Origin of the sequence: Bacillus cereus group sp. MYBK5-2, assembly GCF_051915685.1 — a bacterium.
GTDB lineage: Bacteria > Bacillota > Bacilli > Bacillales > Bacillaceae_G > Bacillus_A > Bacillus_A cereus.
The window spans coordinates 50,265-64,836 of sequence record NZ_JBQAFE010000008.1; the positions used below are offsets into that span (position 1 = coordinate 50,265).

A 14,572-nucleotide genomic window follows, 5' to 3' on the forward strand; every position below is an offset into this window, starting at 1 on the left:
AAACAGTAGAGGATTTTATTCCTTCTACTGTTTTTTTTTGCATCTTATATTGGAATAATCCCAATTACAATTCCGGTAATTAACATAACCATTGTCGTTCCAACGGCCCATAATAAAGTGAATCGTTGATGTTCACCGAAATCAACTTTTGCCATTCCGACCAATAAATAAGTGGAAGCGACAAGAGGACTTAATAAGTGAACGGGTTGCCCAAGTAAGGAAGCACGCCCCATTTCAGCTGCACTAATTCCGTAAGTAGCAGCAGCTTTCGTCAAAATAGGTAATACCCCGAAGTAAAATGCATCATTAGACATGAAAAATGTGAATGGCATACTGAGAAGTGCTGTAATAATTGGCAATTGTGGTCCAAGTGCATCTGGTATAAGAGTTACTACACTGTTAGCCATTGCATCTACCATTTTTGTTCCAGATAAAATACCAGTGAAAATACCGGCAGCAAATACGAGAGAAACAACTGCTAATACATTCCCAGCATGAGAAGCAATACGTTCTTTCTGTTGCTCTAAGTTTGGATAGTTAATCATAACAGCGATAGCAAAAGCGACTGTAAATAAAACAGGTAACGGCATAACTTCTAGTATGAGACAGACAAGTAATGTGGCGGTTAATAAAAAGTTAATCCATAGAAGTTTAGGGCGTTTATGCACTGCTGCTTCAACAGTTGCAGCTTGCTCATCCATTGTTTGCATTTGTTTTAAATACTGTACATCCATAATTCCTAAACGTTTTCTTTCTTTTTTTCCAAGATAGTAGGCAACGAAAACAACCCAAATTGCACCAGCAATCATTCCAGGAATAAGAGGTGTAAATAATTCGGAAGCCTCAAGTCCAAGTGCGCTCATAACACGAGCTGTCGGTCCACCCCAAGGTGTAAGATTTGTTACCCCTGCCCCTAACATAACAACTCCAGCTAATATGAGGGGATTCATTCCAAGGCGCTTATATAGTGGATACATTGCGGAAACTGTAATCATGTATGTTGTTGTACCATCACCATCTAGAGAAACGATAATAGTCAATATAGCCGTTCCGACAACGATTTTTAAAGGATCTCCTTTTACAAATTTTAAAATCTTACTAATGACAGGATCGAATAAACCGCTATCAATCATAATCCCAAAATATAAAATAGCGAACATAAGCATAATACCAGTAGGTGCTAATTTTTGAATCCCCTCTAACATCATAGGCCCCATATTGGCATAGAATCCGCCAATTAATGCAAAAACACTCGGAATTAATATTAATGCTACTAGCGCTGACATACGTTTCGTCATAATTAAAAACATAAAGACAAATACCATCGCAAATCCAAGTAGTGCTAACATGTAATTTCCCCCTTAAAAGAATGATTGCGCTTTCAAAATAGAATAAAAATTCAGAAAAAGGTTTTTTATTTATAATAAAAGCATCTATTCAAATGGTAAATAATTTGAAAAATAACATCATTAGAAGCATAATTTTTATTTTGTTCATTTTGTTCACGGTAGTTAATTTGAATTTTTAAAAAGTAAGCTGCTTCTCATAAGAATGGTAGAATAAGATGAAAATAGTGAAGTGTGAAATAGGGAGTAGATTTTATATGAAAACAAGAATGGAAGAGATTTATAGCTCTTATGAAGGAAAAGTAGAAGAGATTTTTGTTAATGAATCTTCTTACGTATATGAATGGGAAAAATTACTGATGATCCGAAAAAATGACGGTGAGCTTAAAAAAATTGCAGTCGGGATTAGTGGAAATATAAGATTGGTAAATGTAGAAGTTGGACAGGAAATTAGTGCGGATACATTATTAGTTAAATTAGAAGATGATTTGTTAATTACAGGTTGCGAGTGATGAGAGATGTGTAGAAATAACTACACATCTTTTTTTGTTTTCTATATTACAAAAAGCACATTGTTTTTTCACAAATCTCACACAACCTTTTGGTATTCTTTTCGTGGAGTATACGGTTTCTAGGGAGGAATATTGATGAAAGTAAAATATGTCGTACTTGCTATATGTTTATGTTTCGTATTTACGGTAGTCGGGTGTGGGAAAAAGGAAACAGCAGCTGTTGCCATTGATGAGAAACATGATAAATGTGATATTTGCCAAATTGGGGTAACAGATAATCAATTTGCAACAGAAATTATTTTAGAAAATGGAAAAGCGTTAAAGTTTGATGATATCGGTTGTATGTATAAATGGATGGAGATCAACTCAGATGAAAAGACGAAAGAGAAATTTGTCCGAGATTATGATTCGAAAGATTGGATTTCGTTAGAAGACGCTACTTACGTATATGATAAAACAATAACGACACCGATGGCTTATAATGTCATCTCATTTAAAAATAAAAAAGATGCAGAGAGCTTTGTATCTAACTATAAGGGGAAAGTTCTTTCGTATAAAGAGCTAGCAGAGCATAAATGGGAAATGAATAAAGAGATGATGGGGAAACCGAAAGCAGGAAATCATGGTGGACATCATTAATAGAAAAAGACAACTATGTAGTTGTCTTTTTCTATTATTACTCAGGTGCAAATATAGAAAAGGTGTAAAATTTTTAGCAGAACGGTTACAATGGAATATAGTAACCTAAAGCAATCATTTATGTACTTTTTAGAAATGTATACAAATGCGGTAAAAACGTGCTAAACTAATTGCTTCATAATGTTAATGATGGGGCCATCAGGCGTATCATTTCAATAGGTTGAGAAACATAGTATAAGCTTAAGATAATCCGATTAAAGAAGGAATCTAAAGGGCTTATGGATAAATGTACTCAAGAAGAGTTATTGTATGTGATGGAGGAATGGTTAAGAAAACATTATCTTTCATAGGAGCTGTAGTTGTGAGAAAACAAAAAATTTTATTATGTATTTTATTAGGACTTTTAATGACGGTAGTGGCTTGCGATAAGCAAGAAGAACCAGAATCGAAACCGGTTCATGTGAAAAATGAGAAGAAAAAAGAGAAGCATAAAGAACAGGAAGAATCTAAAGAAGAGAAAAGTATAAATTTAATGGACAAACAGTTGTTACTTTCAGCTACTCTTGGAGACACAGAGACAGCTATGAAGTTGATTCAGGATGGAGCGAATATAAACGTAGAAGGTGACAACGGAGAAACGCCTGTCCTTGCAGCGACGTACCAAAATCATGTAGAGACAGTTAAAGCATTAATTGGTGCAGGTGCTAATATTGAAATTAAAGATGAGAAAAAAAGTAATCCACTTCTTTATGCAAGTAGAGAAGGATATACGGATATTGTAAAAGTATTAATTAATGCAGGAGTTAATACGAAAGAAACGACTAGGTCAGGTGGGACAGCACTTATTTCTGCATCTGAGCGTGGCCATGTAGAGGTTGTTAAAGAATTATTAGAGCATACAGATATTGATGTGAATTATAAAAATGAACGTGGTGGAACAGCGTTATTAGAAGCAATTGTATTAGGAAATGGTAGTGAAAACCATAAGAAAGTAATTCAATTACTTATTGATCACGGTGCAGATGTAAACATGGCTAACAAGGAACATCTGACGCCACTGCAATACGCTGAAAAAAGAGGTTTTAAAGATATTGTAAATATGTTGAGGGTAGCTGGAGCGAATGAAGTAGTACAGCCACAACAACCAGTAGAGTAAAAAACGAAAAATAATCCCATTTAGATAGACAGAATGAAGAAATCAGTTAGTATGATGGATTCAGTAATGTGTATTTGAATGGGATTTTTATTTTGAACATGAAAAATAGATTATGAATGGATGGTAAATGGAGTAAATAAGGAGGCAACCTTATTTGGCAATTGTAAAAAATGAAAAAGTAGTTTCTGTTTGTTGCAGTGCCAGAAGTACGCCCGTAGCTGCTGAGGCAAGTGTGGAAACTTTAGCGGAGTTTCAAGGGAACGGATATGGTACTGATGTTGTTACAGCCTGGGCCATATCAATACAAGAGAAAAGGCGCATTCCACTTTATAGTACTGCTTGGGATAACTTTAGTTTGCAAGCAGTGGCAAGCAAACTAAAAATCATTAACTATGGAATGAATTTACATATTGATTGAATTTTAAGTATTGTTTCGTTCTATTTATTTATATTTTAATATCTAGATTAATGTAAATAATGATATGGTGAATATTAACATTCGATTAACACCTAATTAACAATCTATCAAAACTGACTTAATAAATGCGTAATATAGTAAAGGTAACAAAATAACTAGGGTAGAGAACATTTGAGAACACCCACTTACATATAATGTGCCACTTTCTTAGGTGTGCTCTATTCCCTAGAGTTCAAATAAGGAGAAAGGCGTTCTATGTAAGTAGGTGTTTTTAGTTTGGATAAAAATAGAACAGTTAGGTGGAATAAATGTTTAAAGAACCTTATATTGCGATGATAAAGGATTGGAAAGGATACAAAGCATACAAAAAATTGCCGAAAACAGTTTTTCTTATGACTGGTTCAATGCTGGAATTACCAGAGCGTGTATATGAATTGCAGAAACATGGACATGATGTATTTCTTCATTGTGATTTTATACAAGGCTTAAATACGAATACAGAGGAAGCGCTTTTGTATATTCAAGATGTTATCGGGGCACAAGGTATTATTTCAACAAAGGGTTCAACAATTCGAAATGCTAATAAAATTGGATTGAAAACAATTCAACGTATTTTTATTGTAGATACTTTATCTCTTACTAAATCAATTGAAAATTGTAAAACGACTAAACCAAATGCAGTAGAGATTATGCCGGGGATTATGCCTTCTATTATTAAGCAGCTAGTAGAGGAAATAGAGTTTCCTATTATTGCAGGAGGGCTGATTCAAACGCGAGAAGATGCGGAAATTGCAATTCGTGCAGGAGCAAGTGCGATTTCAACAAGTCATTATGAAGTATGGATACAAGAAGAAAAAAGGAGTGCAACCTTGTGATTGAATTGAAAAATGTTTCAAAGGTATATAAAAATGCAGAAGAGACAGCGGTTAAAGGCGTATCGGTTCATATTAAGAAGGGTGAATTTTTTGTTTTAGTTGGACCTTCGGGATGCGGGAAAAGCACATTATTACGAATGATCGCTGGCTTAGAAGAGATTTCTTCAGGAGATTTAATTATTAATGAACGTGTTGCAAATGATCTAGAGCCGAAAGACCGTAATCTATCAATGGTATTTCAAAATTATGCATTATATCCACACTTATCTGTAGAAGCAAATATTTTATTTGGACTTAAGGTAAGAAAAGTACAAAAAGAAGAGCGACAAAAGCGATTAATGGAAGCTATTGAAATGGTAGGACTGAAAGAGTATGTGAAAATGAAACCAGGCCAATTATCAGGCGGACAAAGACAGCGTGTTGCACTTGCCAGGGCAATTGTGAGTCAAGCGCCAATCTGTTTAATGGATGAACCACTTTCGAATTTGGATGCGAAATTACGTGCGCAAATGAGAATTGAAATTAGAGAAATTCAGCAGCGATTAGGAATTACGATGATTTACGTTACCCACGATCAAATAGAAGCGATGACTATGGGTGATCGTATCATGGTTTTAAATAAAGGAAGTATACAGCAAGTTGGAACACCACTTAACATATATAACGAACCAGCAAACGAATTTGTTGCAAGCTTTATAGGTTCTCCTTCTATGAATATAAATGATGGGGAAGTAAATAAAGAAAAAGGTGTATTACATATAGGACAATTGCAAATTCCATTATCTATTAGACAGTTAAAGCAATTACCAGAAGGAACAATTCGCATAGGCATGCGCCCTGAGCATATTGCACTGTCTGAGGAGGGACAAGAAGTGACGTTGCAATCTGTAGAAGTATTAGGGAATGAATCTATATTGAACTTTGCGGTAAATGGAACAACTTGGAGTGCGAAAGTTATCGGACAGTTACTCCTGAACAAAGGTGACAAAGTAAAATTATTATTCTCGCAAGAAAAGTTATGCTTCTTTAACGAAAACACGAATGAACGCTTAAAAGTGGTAGGTGAAGAAGAGTTGAAAGTGGTGGCGAAATAATGATCGAAGTAAGTAAGTTACCAGTTCAAACAAAGGTGTCAAAAAAGAAAAAATTATGGGAGAGAACGAAAGATTTAAGAATAGGATTATTGTTTTTGGCGCCATCTATTTTGCTATTTTCGATTTTTCTGTTCTATCCATTGTTTAGGACGATTTATTATAGTTTTTATTTAACCGATATACATGGAGAAGCTAATCTTTTCGTTGGCTTAGAAAATTATCAATATTTATTCTCTGATCCAGCCTTCTACAAAAGTATAAAATCAACTTTATTATTTGTTTTATATACAGTTCCTACGAGTATTATATTTGCTTTGTTTCTTGCATTGATTGCAAATGGAAAGGTAAGAGGTATTGGGTTATTCCGAGTTCTGTTTTCTTCGACGATGGGAATATCAGTAGCTGCTAGTGCAGTGATTTGGCTATTTTTATTTCATCCAAGTGTAGGATTATTTAATAATATATTAGCCTCTATGAACCTTCCTGCAATCGCATGGTTAACGAGTCCGGACTGGGCACTATTCTCTGTATCAGTTACAACAGTTTGGGTGAATACAGGTTTTGCATTTTTAGTTATATTAGGTGGTTTACAAAATATTGATACGTCTTTATATGAGAGTGCATCTATAGATGGTGCTAGTTATTTATATAAGCTTCGCCGTGTTACATTACCGATGCTATCACCAACTTTATTCTTTATTGTAACAGTAACATTAATTAGTGCGTTCCAAAGCTTTGGACAAATTGATATTTTAACGCACGGTGGACCAAATGATGCAACGAATTTAATTGTGTACTCGATTTACAAAGAGGCGTTTGTGAATCATCAATTTGGAACAGCAAGTGCACAAGCGATGGTATTATTTGTTTTCATTTTCGTTGCTACATTACTTCAATTTAAGTTTGCTGAGAGAAAGGTGCATTATAAATGATTGTTAAACAGTGGAAACAAAATTTCCTATTATACATGCTACTCATTATTAGTGCAGTGATGGTATTTTTTCCTGTACTGTATGCATTTTTAATAAGCTTTATGACACCAGACGATATTCAAATGAGAAGGTTATTTCCGACCCAGTTTACTTTTGATAATTTCATTAATATTTTTCAAAAAGTACCGCTTTTTACATACTTATATAACAGTTTAATTGTATCGACAGTCGTTATGATTGGACAACTTATCGTATCAAGTTTAGCAGCTTATGCTTTTGTTTTTCTTCAGTTTAAAGGGAGAAACTTAATTTTCTTCCTGTTTATTTCAACGATGCTTATTCCGTGGGAAGCAACGATGGTGCCTAACTTTTTAACGATTCAAAACTTTGGCTGGATCAATAGTTTCGCCGGGATGACAGTGCCGTTTTTTGCAACAGCTTTCGGTATTTTCTTGTTACGTCAACATTTTATGACACTCCCGAATGAACTGAAAGAAGCTGCTTTTATTGAAGGGATTGGAAATATAAGATTTTTATTCAGCGTTGTAATACCGTATTGTAAAACGAGTTTTATTACGCTTGGAGTATATAGCTTTTTAACAACATGGAATATGTATTTATGGCCACTTTTAGTGACCACTGATGAAAAAGTAAGAACAGTGCAAATCGGTGTAAAGCAGCTTCAGTCTCAAGAAGTTGCAACTGATTGGGGAAGCGTAATGGCCGGTGTTACGGTTATCGTTATTCCAACATTGATTTTACTATTTTTAGGGCAAAAGCAATTACAACAAGGATTAACAAAAGGTGCAATTAAATAACTAAGAGAAGGTGAGATTTAAATGAGTCTAGTTAAAAAAGGTGCTGCTCTATTAATGGTAGCAACAATGGCATTATCTAGTGCAGCTTGTTCAAATAGTAAAACAGAGGGAAAACCTGAAGCACAGGCAAAAGTAGCACCAGTTGAAAAAAATGGTGATAAAACTGTAATTCGCTTCTGGCATGCGATGGGTGGAAAAACACAAGGAGTATTAGATGGTCTTGTTGCAGACTATAATAAGTCGCAAAATAAATATGAGATAAAGGCAGAGTTCCAAGGGACATATGAAGAGTCTTTAACGAAATTTAGAACGATGTCTGCAACGAAAGAAGCGCCAGCTCTTGTTCAATCGAGTGAAATTACAACGAAATATATGATTGATAGCAAAAAAATCACACCAATTGATAGCTGGATAAAAAAAGATAAGTACGATACGTCAAAATTAGAAAAAGCAATTACAAATTATTATTCAGTTGATGGAAAAATGTATTCTATGCCATTTAATTCATCTACACCAGTATTAATTTATAATAAAGATGCTTTTGCAAAGGCGGGCTTAGATCCAGAGAAAGCTCCAAAAACATATGCGGAATTACAAGAAGCAGCGAAAAAGTTAACGATTAAAGAAGGCGGAAATGTAAAACAATATGGATTCTCCATGCTTAACTACGGTTGGTTCTTTGAAGAATTGTTAGCGACACAAGGTGCTTTATATGTAGATAACGAAAACGGCCGTAAAGATGCTGCAAAGAAGGCGGTATTTAACGGTAAAGAAGGACAGAAAGTATTTGGAATGTTAGATGATTTAAATAAAGCTGGCGCACTTGGAAAGTATGGAGCAAGTTGGGATGATATTCGTGCCGCGTTCCAATCTGGACAAGTTGCTATATATTTAGATTCTTCAGCAGGTGTTCGTGATTTAATCGATGCATCTAAGTTTAATGTAGGTGTTTCATATATTCCGTATCCTGAGGATTCGAAACAAAATGGTGTTGTTATTGGTGGAGCATCATTATGGATGACGAATATGGTTTCAGAAGAAACGCAACAAGGTGCTTGGGACTTTATGAAATATTTAACGAAGCCAGACGTACAAGCAAAATGGCATACTGCAACAGGTTATTTCTCAATTAATCCAGATGCATATAATGAGCCATTAGTAAAAGAGCAATATGAAAAATATCCACAGTTGAAAGTAACAGTAGATCAATTGCAAGCGACGAAGCAATCTCCAGCAACACAAGGGGCTTTAATTAGTGTATTCCCAGAATCACGAGATGCAGTTGTAAAAGCATTAGAAGCGATGTATGACGGGAAGAATAGTAAAGAAGCGTTAGATGAAGCTGCCAAAGCAACAGATAGAGCAATTAGCATTTCAGCTCGTACGAGTCAAAAATAAGAGAAAGCCGTATCCTTAAAAGGGATACGGCTTTCTTTATAGGGAGATAAGGGATCAAAGAAATGATGAAGTCTTATCTCTTTTATATGAGTAAAGGGTCTAGAGTGAATGTTGTCCTTTTCATTATTTATTTAACTCCATTGCGACTTGTTTACCATTTACGAAAACCTCTACTACCGCTACTACAACTTCCATTACTTTTTTCATCTCTCATCTCTCCTTATTTTTTGTTTCATTTCTTACTCTCAGTATAAGGAAATACAGTAATTACAACTATCGAATTGGATGACAAGAGACTTACATTGTTGTAAGGATAATAGTTTAGTTTGTAATAAAGTGAAACTGTAATCAGTGGGGGGCTTACTGCCCGTTAATGCGGGATTTCAATTCTGAATTTTCTGTCGTTTTGAACTATAATTAGAAAGAGGGGGGATAATATGAAAAGAATTCTTGTTATTAGTGATATTCATGGAGAGATAGAAAAGTTCGAACAGTTATTGGAAGAAGCTCAATATGATGCGAAACAGGATCAATTAATCTTACTGGGAGATTATGTAGATCGTGGTCCAAATGCGCGTGCTGTAATTGAAAAGGTAAGAGAATTGAAAAAAGAGGGAGCACTCATTTTAAAAGGAAATCATGAAGATATGATGATTAAGGCGTTAACGGCAAATGAGGAACGTTCATGGAACCATTGGGTAAAAAGAAATGGTGGAGATAAGACATTATATAGCTATGGATTTGTAGAAGAAGATATTGCGGTTAATGAGAAAGACTTCCAAAAAACGATTTTACACTCTCGTGTATTAGAGGAACATATAAAGTTTATTCAAGAATTAGATCATTACATTGAAACAGAAGAGTATATATTTGTACATGCTGGGGTTGAACCGATGAAACGAGTTTCTGAATCTGAACCATATACATTAATGTGGATCCGTAATGAATTTCATAATGGATATAGCGGTGAAAAGGTTATTGTATTTGGGCATACGGAAACAAAAACGCTTCATGGTAGTGAGGATTGCGGAGTGTATTTTGGTAGTAATCGTATTATTGGGATTGATGGCGGGGCTGTGTATGGCGGTCAGCTAAATTGTTTAGAGTTGCCGAGTAAAAAGGTATATGTAATAAAAAATTGAAAGAGATAAGAGGAATCTTATTTCTTTCAATTTTTTATTAAGCTAAATTTAAGACAAAGTTTTTATAATAAAACTTCAAAATTTTAGAAGGAAATAGTTAAAAATGAAATTACGTAATGTAACTACATTCTTTTGTTATGAAGAGAAGAAATGTAATAATAAATAGAATTGAACTATTTGATGGAAGGTGAGAGCATGCGTTTACTTGTAGTAGAAGATAATGCTTCGTTATTAGAGTCTATCGTACAAATTTTACGTGATGAATTTGAAGTAGATACGGCAATAAATGGAGAAGATGGATTGTTTTTAGCTCTTCAAAATATATATGATGCAATTTTGCTGGATGTGATGATGCCAGGGATGGACGGATTTGAAGTGATTCAAAAAATACGAGATGAAAAGATTGAAACACCAGTCCTGTTTTTGACAGCGAGAGATTCTTTAGAAGATCGGGTGAAGGGATTGGACTTTGGTGGAGATGACTATATTGTTAAGCCATTTCAGGCCCCTGAATTAAAAGCGAGAATTCGTGCTTTACTACGCAGAAGTGGTAGTTTAACAACGCAGCAAACAATTCGCTATAAAGGCATTGAATTGTTCGGAAAAGATAAAGATGTTCAAGTAGATGGAAAAGGTATGAAGTTATCATTAAAACAATATGAGCTTCTAGAGTACCTTGTTCAAAATAGCGGAAAGATTTTAATGCGTGAACAAATTTTTGATCGTGTTTGGGGATTTGATTCAGATACTACAGTAGCGATTGTAGAAGTGTATGTGCATCATTTACGTAAAAAATTAGAGCCATTCGGTTATCAGAAAGATATTCAAACCGTTCGAGGTATTGGATATATATTAAAAGAACAATGAAAAAAGGAAGTATGTTTCAAAAAACACGCATTCGTTTGACTATAGTGAACTCATTAGTATTTATTCTATTAATAGGTATATTAGGCAGTATTATTTATTCGTACACATACAAGCGTATTTATAGTGAAGTAGATCAATCTATAAAAATGATAGCTCAGTATAGAGAAAAATTAGATGTTAAAGTACCACCAAGAAAACGCATGGAGAATATCCAAATTGGAGATCCGCGAGTAACTAGAATAACTTGGAATGGGAAAATAGTGAAAATAGAGGGCGATAACCGTAAATTCCGTTCTATTTTTGAAGAGAATTTGGAAAGTTTTTCTCCCGAAAAATTAGAGGAGTTACAAGATATTGAAGTACAAGGACGATATTTTAGAGCATTTTCGCTTCAAAAAGATGGAGAAATAGTTCAAATCGTGCGAGATATAACAGCGGAAGAAGGAATGTTAAATACTTTATTTTTAATTCTCGTTATAGGTTGTAGCATAGGAAGCCTCTGTGCGATAGGTATTGGCTTTTTCCTAGCTGGTAGAGCACTCGTACCTATTCAAAGTTCATGGGAGAAACAGCAACAATTCGTTTCTGATGCATCACATGAACTCAGGACACCACTTGCAGTTATTCAATCAAAAACGGATGTTTTATTCCAGTCACCATCCGCTACGATAGAAGAAAAAGCGATGGATATTTCTACAATTTCAAAAGAATGTAGGCGGTTATCGAAACTCGTTAGTAATTTATTATTGCTAGCACGTTCTGATTCTAATCAAATTGAGATGGATAAGAAAACATTTGAACTTGATAAATTGTTAGAAGAAATAGTAGCTCCATATAAAGAGATTGCTTCTTATCAAGAAAAAGAAATGATGCTAAAAGTAGAACGTGGTGTATCCTTTATGGCTGATAGAGAGCGGATTCATCAAATGATGGTCATACTGTTAGATAATGCGATGAAGTATACAAACGAAGGTGGGCATATTCAAATTGATTGCACGCAAACGAGTAGTTCAATTCGCATACAGGTGAAAGATGACGGGATAGGAGTGAAAGAAGAAGATATTCCGAAATTATTTGATCGTTTTTATCAAGGGGATAAAGCAAGAAGTACGTCAGAAGGAGCTGGATTAGGTCTTTCAATCGCAAATTGGATTGTAGAAAAGCATTACGGAAAAATATCAGTAGAGAGCAAATGGGGAGATGGCACTTGTTTTGAAGTGATTTTCCCTAAAAACCAAAAAATATAAGTAAGAAGACGACCTTGTTTTTACAAGGTCGTCTTTTTTTAAGGGAAAGTTAAGAAACTATTTATATTATGTATGGCATAAAGAAAGTTCGTTACATGAAGAAGAGACTAGGTGTATGTGAGTGGGGTTTATCAATCATAATGTTATCTCAAGCAGCGATGAGATGTATGTATAGTATTAAAAAAACTAGGGGAATGATGGGAAAGAAAGTATAAGAGGGAGGAATTAATTTTGAAAAAGAAAATGATGACGGTATTCACTATTGGAGTAATGAGTTTAAGTATATTAGGGGGTGCCTCTCCTTCTGAAACACAAAAAGGAAAGACAGATTACACGCAGCGCAGTAAAGAACAATTGAACAATGGTAAGATACATGCAGTGCATACAGAAGAAAAAGCAGAGAAACTAGGTATTGAAACGGAAGGAAAAGAACAAATTACACTAGAAAAAGAAATTCATGAAACAGAAGTAGGAAGGGAAGCAGAGCAGTTAGGCATATCGATTGAAGGAAAAGATGTTGGGACGCTGTCAGAAGAAATCTATGAAACAAAAGTAAAGCAAGAAGCGTTAAAGCTAGGTATATCTATAGAGAATACATCAATTGTAGATTTAATTACTCAAATTAATGCGATTAAAATTAAAGATGAAGCAGATAAATTAGGTATTTCGACAGATGGAAAAGAAATCGAAGACATCGCGGAAGAAATCTACGGAAAGAAAGTAAGAGAAGAAGCAGAAAAGCTAGACATTTCTCAAAAAGGAAAAGAAATTGAAGAGTTAGCACAAGAAGTGTACGAACAAAAAGTACAAGAAGAAGCAAAAAAACATCATATTGATTTGTATGGTAAAGATATATATCAAATATTAAGAGAAATTAATGAACAAAAGGTGCTACAAATGGCAGATGAGCTTAATATGGATAAAATGAATATGAATATTCAAGAGTTAGCGGAAAAGATAAAAAAAGATCAGCCTGAAAAAGGAAAAGAACTAAATTTTGTACCGATGGTACGAACGGATGCTGACGCATTTTATTCTTATTTAACGAATTAATAAGGGTGTGAAAGCGATAAGAAAATTGAAGTGGTATATATGTACAGCTTTACTAGGTGCAGCAATATGGAGTGTATATACAAATGGAATTCCAAAGTATGTAGAGAAGTTAACATTCTCAAATATACAAAAAGGAAAAGAAACGGAGTTTAGTAATAACGATGAAAAAGTCATCTTATCAAATGTTCCCTTAATTCAGCAGTTACCAGAATTGGATAGAGGCTGTGAAGTGACGAGTTTAGCGATGATGTTACAATATGCTGGTGTTTCAGTGGATAAGATGACATTAGCAAATGAAATAAAAAAAGTTGATTTTATAGACGATGGTGTGCGCGGGAATCCAAATGAAGGATTTGTAGGTAATATTTATACATTTTCTGAATCGGGATATGGTGTATATCATGGGCCACTTTTTCAGTTAGCGGAAAAATATTTACCTAATAAAGCTGTAGATTTAACAGGGAAGAATATAGAAGAAATTTATAAGAGTATAAAAGCAGGGCAACCTGTAGTCATGATCACAAATGCAACATTTGCACCATTAGATGCAGATGAATTTACTACATGGGAAACAAATAGTGGAGATGTTTCTATTACGTATAATGAACATTGTATTGTACTTATCGGGTATGATCAGGAATCTGTATATATTCGAGATCCACTTGAGGGTAGCTTAGATGTAAAAGTACCGAGAGAAACCTTTGAACAGGCATGGGCGCAAATGGGAAGTCAGGCAATTAGTTATGTAAAGAGCGTCAAATAAATTAGGACGAAGAGTTTTAGTAAATATGACTATAAGGCGAAGGATAAAGATTTGAGGATTATAAGAGAAGTTTTATAGAGTATAAGCTGTTAAGAAATAAGAGAACTTTAGCATATATAATGCTAAAGTTCTCTTATTTTTATGATTAAAATACGTATAAGGAGTGAATATGCAAAAATGCATAATTGACGAAAAAATTACATGTTATCATTATATATTGTTTTATATATGTTAATTGTATAAAATGACACAAGTATCCACATTACATAAAGGAGGCTTATTATGCAAAAAATATTTAACTGGGTTAAATGT

General features: G+C 34.3%; 14 protein-coding genes and 1 pseudogene. 14 read left to right on the forward strand and 1 reads right to left on the reverse strand.

The window, feature by feature from the left end:
- Window positions 1–44: 44 nt before the first annotated feature.
- Window positions 45–1,349, reverse strand: a complete 1,305-nt coding sequence (locus ACTFP3_RS22970) for a CitMHS family transporter (RefSeq protein ID WP_000880474.1) — start codon at window positions 1,347–1,349, stop codon at window positions 45–47.
- A gap of 254 nt (window positions 1,350–1,603) precedes the next feature.
- Between ACTFP3_RS22970 and ACTFP3_RS22975 the strand changes: the two genes are divergently transcribed.
- The 14 genes and pseudogenes from ACTFP3_RS22975 (at window position 1,604) to ACTFP3_RS23040 (ending at window position 14,260) form a co-directional block, all read left to right on the forward strand.
- Entirely contained in the window at window positions 1,604–1,858 is a 255-nt protein-coding gene (locus ACTFP3_RS22975) for a hypothetical protein (RefSeq protein ID WP_326036378.1), read from the forward strand.
- Between the two features lie 135 nt (window positions 1,859–1,993).
- Window positions 1,994–2,497: a nitrous oxide reductase accessory protein NosL gene (locus tag ACTFP3_RS22980; RefSeq protein WP_000865665.1), complete on the forward strand. Its 504-nt coding sequence runs from the start codon at window positions 1,994–1,996 to the stop codon at window positions 2,495–2,497.
- A gap of 286 nt (window positions 2,498–2,783) precedes the next feature.
- The gene (locus ACTFP3_RS22985) at window positions 2,784–3,653 is read left to right on the forward strand and encodes an ankyrin repeat domain-containing protein (protein ID WP_000287336.1); all 870 of its coding nucleotides are present in this window, start codon (window positions 2,784–2,786) and stop codon (window positions 3,651–3,653) included.
- 142 nt (window positions 3,654–3,795) lie between these two features.
- Window positions 3,796–4,071 (forward strand): annotated as a pseudogene (locus tag ACTFP3_RS22990) (GNAT family N-acetyltransferase); the annotation flags it as partial.
- A gap of 308 nt (window positions 4,072–4,379) precedes the next feature.
- Complete coding sequence (locus tag ACTFP3_RS22995; RefSeq protein WP_000472003.1) at window positions 4,380–4,946, forward strand: glycerol-3-phosphate responsive antiterminator; 567 nt, start codon at window positions 4,380–4,382, stop codon at window positions 4,944–4,946.
- Window positions 4,943–6,040, forward strand: coding sequence for an ABC transporter ATP-binding protein (locus tag ACTFP3_RS23000; RefSeq protein ID WP_326036377.1), 1,098 nt, complete (start codon window positions 4,943–4,945; stop codon window positions 6,038–6,040). The genes ACTFP3_RS22995 and ACTFP3_RS23000 overlap by 4 nt, the downstream gene beginning before the upstream one ends.
- Entirely contained in the window at window positions 6,040–6,972 is a 933-nt protein-coding gene (locus ACTFP3_RS23005; RefSeq protein WP_000573797.1) for a carbohydrate ABC transporter permease, read from the forward strand. The genes ACTFP3_RS23000 and ACTFP3_RS23005 overlap by 1 nt, the downstream gene beginning before the upstream one ends.
- On the forward strand, window positions 6,969–7,790 hold the full coding sequence (locus ACTFP3_RS23010; RefSeq protein ID WP_000635946.1) for a carbohydrate ABC transporter permease: 822 nt from the start codon (window positions 6,969–6,971) through the stop codon (window positions 7,788–7,790). Before ACTFP3_RS23005 ends, ACTFP3_RS23010 begins: the two co-directional genes overlap by 4 nt.
- A 21-nt stretch (window positions 7,791–7,811) precedes the next feature.
- On the forward strand, window positions 7,812–9,188 hold the full coding sequence (locus tag ACTFP3_RS23015) for an ABC transporter substrate-binding protein (protein WP_440011371.1): 1,377 nt from the start codon (window positions 7,812–7,814) through the stop codon (window positions 9,186–9,188).
- Between the two features lie 437 nt (window positions 9,189–9,625).
- Window positions 9,626–10,330 carry a metallophosphoesterase family protein gene (locus tag ACTFP3_RS23020; protein WP_440011373.1) on the forward strand — a complete coding sequence of 235 codons (705 nt, stop codon included), beginning with the start codon at window positions 9,626–9,628 and terminating at the stop codon, window positions 10,328–10,330.
- Between the two features lie 195 nt (window positions 10,331–10,525).
- Window positions 10,526–11,197 carry a response regulator transcription factor gene (locus tag ACTFP3_RS23025; protein WP_001238621.1) on the forward strand — a complete coding sequence of 224 codons (672 nt, stop codon included), beginning with the start codon at window positions 10,526–10,528 and terminating at the stop codon, window positions 11,195–11,197.
- Window positions 11,194–12,444, forward strand: a complete 1,251-nt coding sequence (locus ACTFP3_RS23030; protein ID WP_326036374.1) for a HAMP domain-containing sensor histidine kinase — start codon at window positions 11,194–11,196, stop codon at window positions 12,442–12,444. Before ACTFP3_RS23025 ends, ACTFP3_RS23030 begins: the two co-directional genes overlap by 4 nt.
- A gap of 231 nt (window positions 12,445–12,675) precedes the next feature.
- Complete coding sequence (locus tag ACTFP3_RS23035) at window positions 12,676–13,497, forward strand: hypothetical protein (protein ID WP_000728587.1); 822 nt, start codon at window positions 12,676–12,678, stop codon at window positions 13,495–13,497.
- Between the two features lie 7 nt (window positions 13,498–13,504).
- The gene (locus tag ACTFP3_RS23040; RefSeq protein ID WP_086384851.1) at window positions 13,505–14,260 is read left to right on the forward strand and encodes a C39 family peptidase; all 756 of its coding nucleotides are present in this window, start codon (window positions 13,505–13,507) and stop codon (window positions 14,258–14,260) included.
- The last annotated feature ends 312 nt before the right edge of the window (window positions 14,261–14,572 follow it).

What these genes read in the sequence shown, in the direction of transcription:
- ACTFP3_RS23025 (WP_001238621.1), top strand. Translation starts at nt 10,526, where the DNA reads ATGCGTTTACTTGTAGTAGAAGATAATGCTTCGTTATTAGAGTCTATC.
- ACTFP3_RS23005 (WP_000573797.1), top strand. Translation starts at nt 6,040, where the DNA reads ATGATCGAAGTAAGTAAGTTACCAGTTCAAACAAAGGTGTCAAAAAAG.
- ACTFP3_RS22970 (WP_000880474.1), bottom strand. Translation starts at nt 1,349, where the DNA reads ATGTTAGCACTACTTGGATTTGCGATGGTATTTGTCTTTATGTTTTTA.
- ACTFP3_RS23030 (WP_326036374.1), top strand. Translation starts at nt 11,194, where the DNA reads ATGAAAAAAGGAAGTATGTTTCAAAAAACACGCATTCGTTTGACTATA.
- ACTFP3_RS22980 (WP_000865665.1), top strand. Translation starts at nt 1,994, where the DNA reads ATGAAAGTAAAATATGTCGTACTTGCTATATGTTTATGTTTCGTATTT.
- ACTFP3_RS22995 (WP_000472003.1), top strand. Translation starts at nt 4,380, where the DNA reads ATGTTTAAAGAACCTTATATTGCGATGATAAAGGATTGGAAAGGATAC.
- ACTFP3_RS23010 (WP_000635946.1), top strand. Translation starts at nt 6,969, where the DNA reads ATGATTGTTAAACAGTGGAAACAAAATTTCCTATTATACATGCTACTC.
- ACTFP3_RS22975 (WP_326036378.1), top strand. Translation starts at nt 1,604, where the DNA reads ATGAAAACAAGAATGGAAGAGATTTATAGCTCTTATGAAGGAAAAGTA.
- ACTFP3_RS23020 (WP_440011373.1), top strand. Translation starts at nt 9,626, where the DNA reads ATGAAAAGAATTCTTGTTATTAGTGATATTCATGGAGAGATAGAAAAG.
- ACTFP3_RS22985 (WP_000287336.1), top strand. Translation starts at nt 2,784, where the DNA reads ATGTACTCAAGAAGAGTTATTGTATGTGATGGAGGAATGGTTAAGAAA.
- ACTFP3_RS23015 (WP_440011371.1), top strand. Translation starts at nt 7,812, where the DNA reads ATGAGTCTAGTTAAAAAAGGTGCTGCTCTATTAATGGTAGCAACAATG.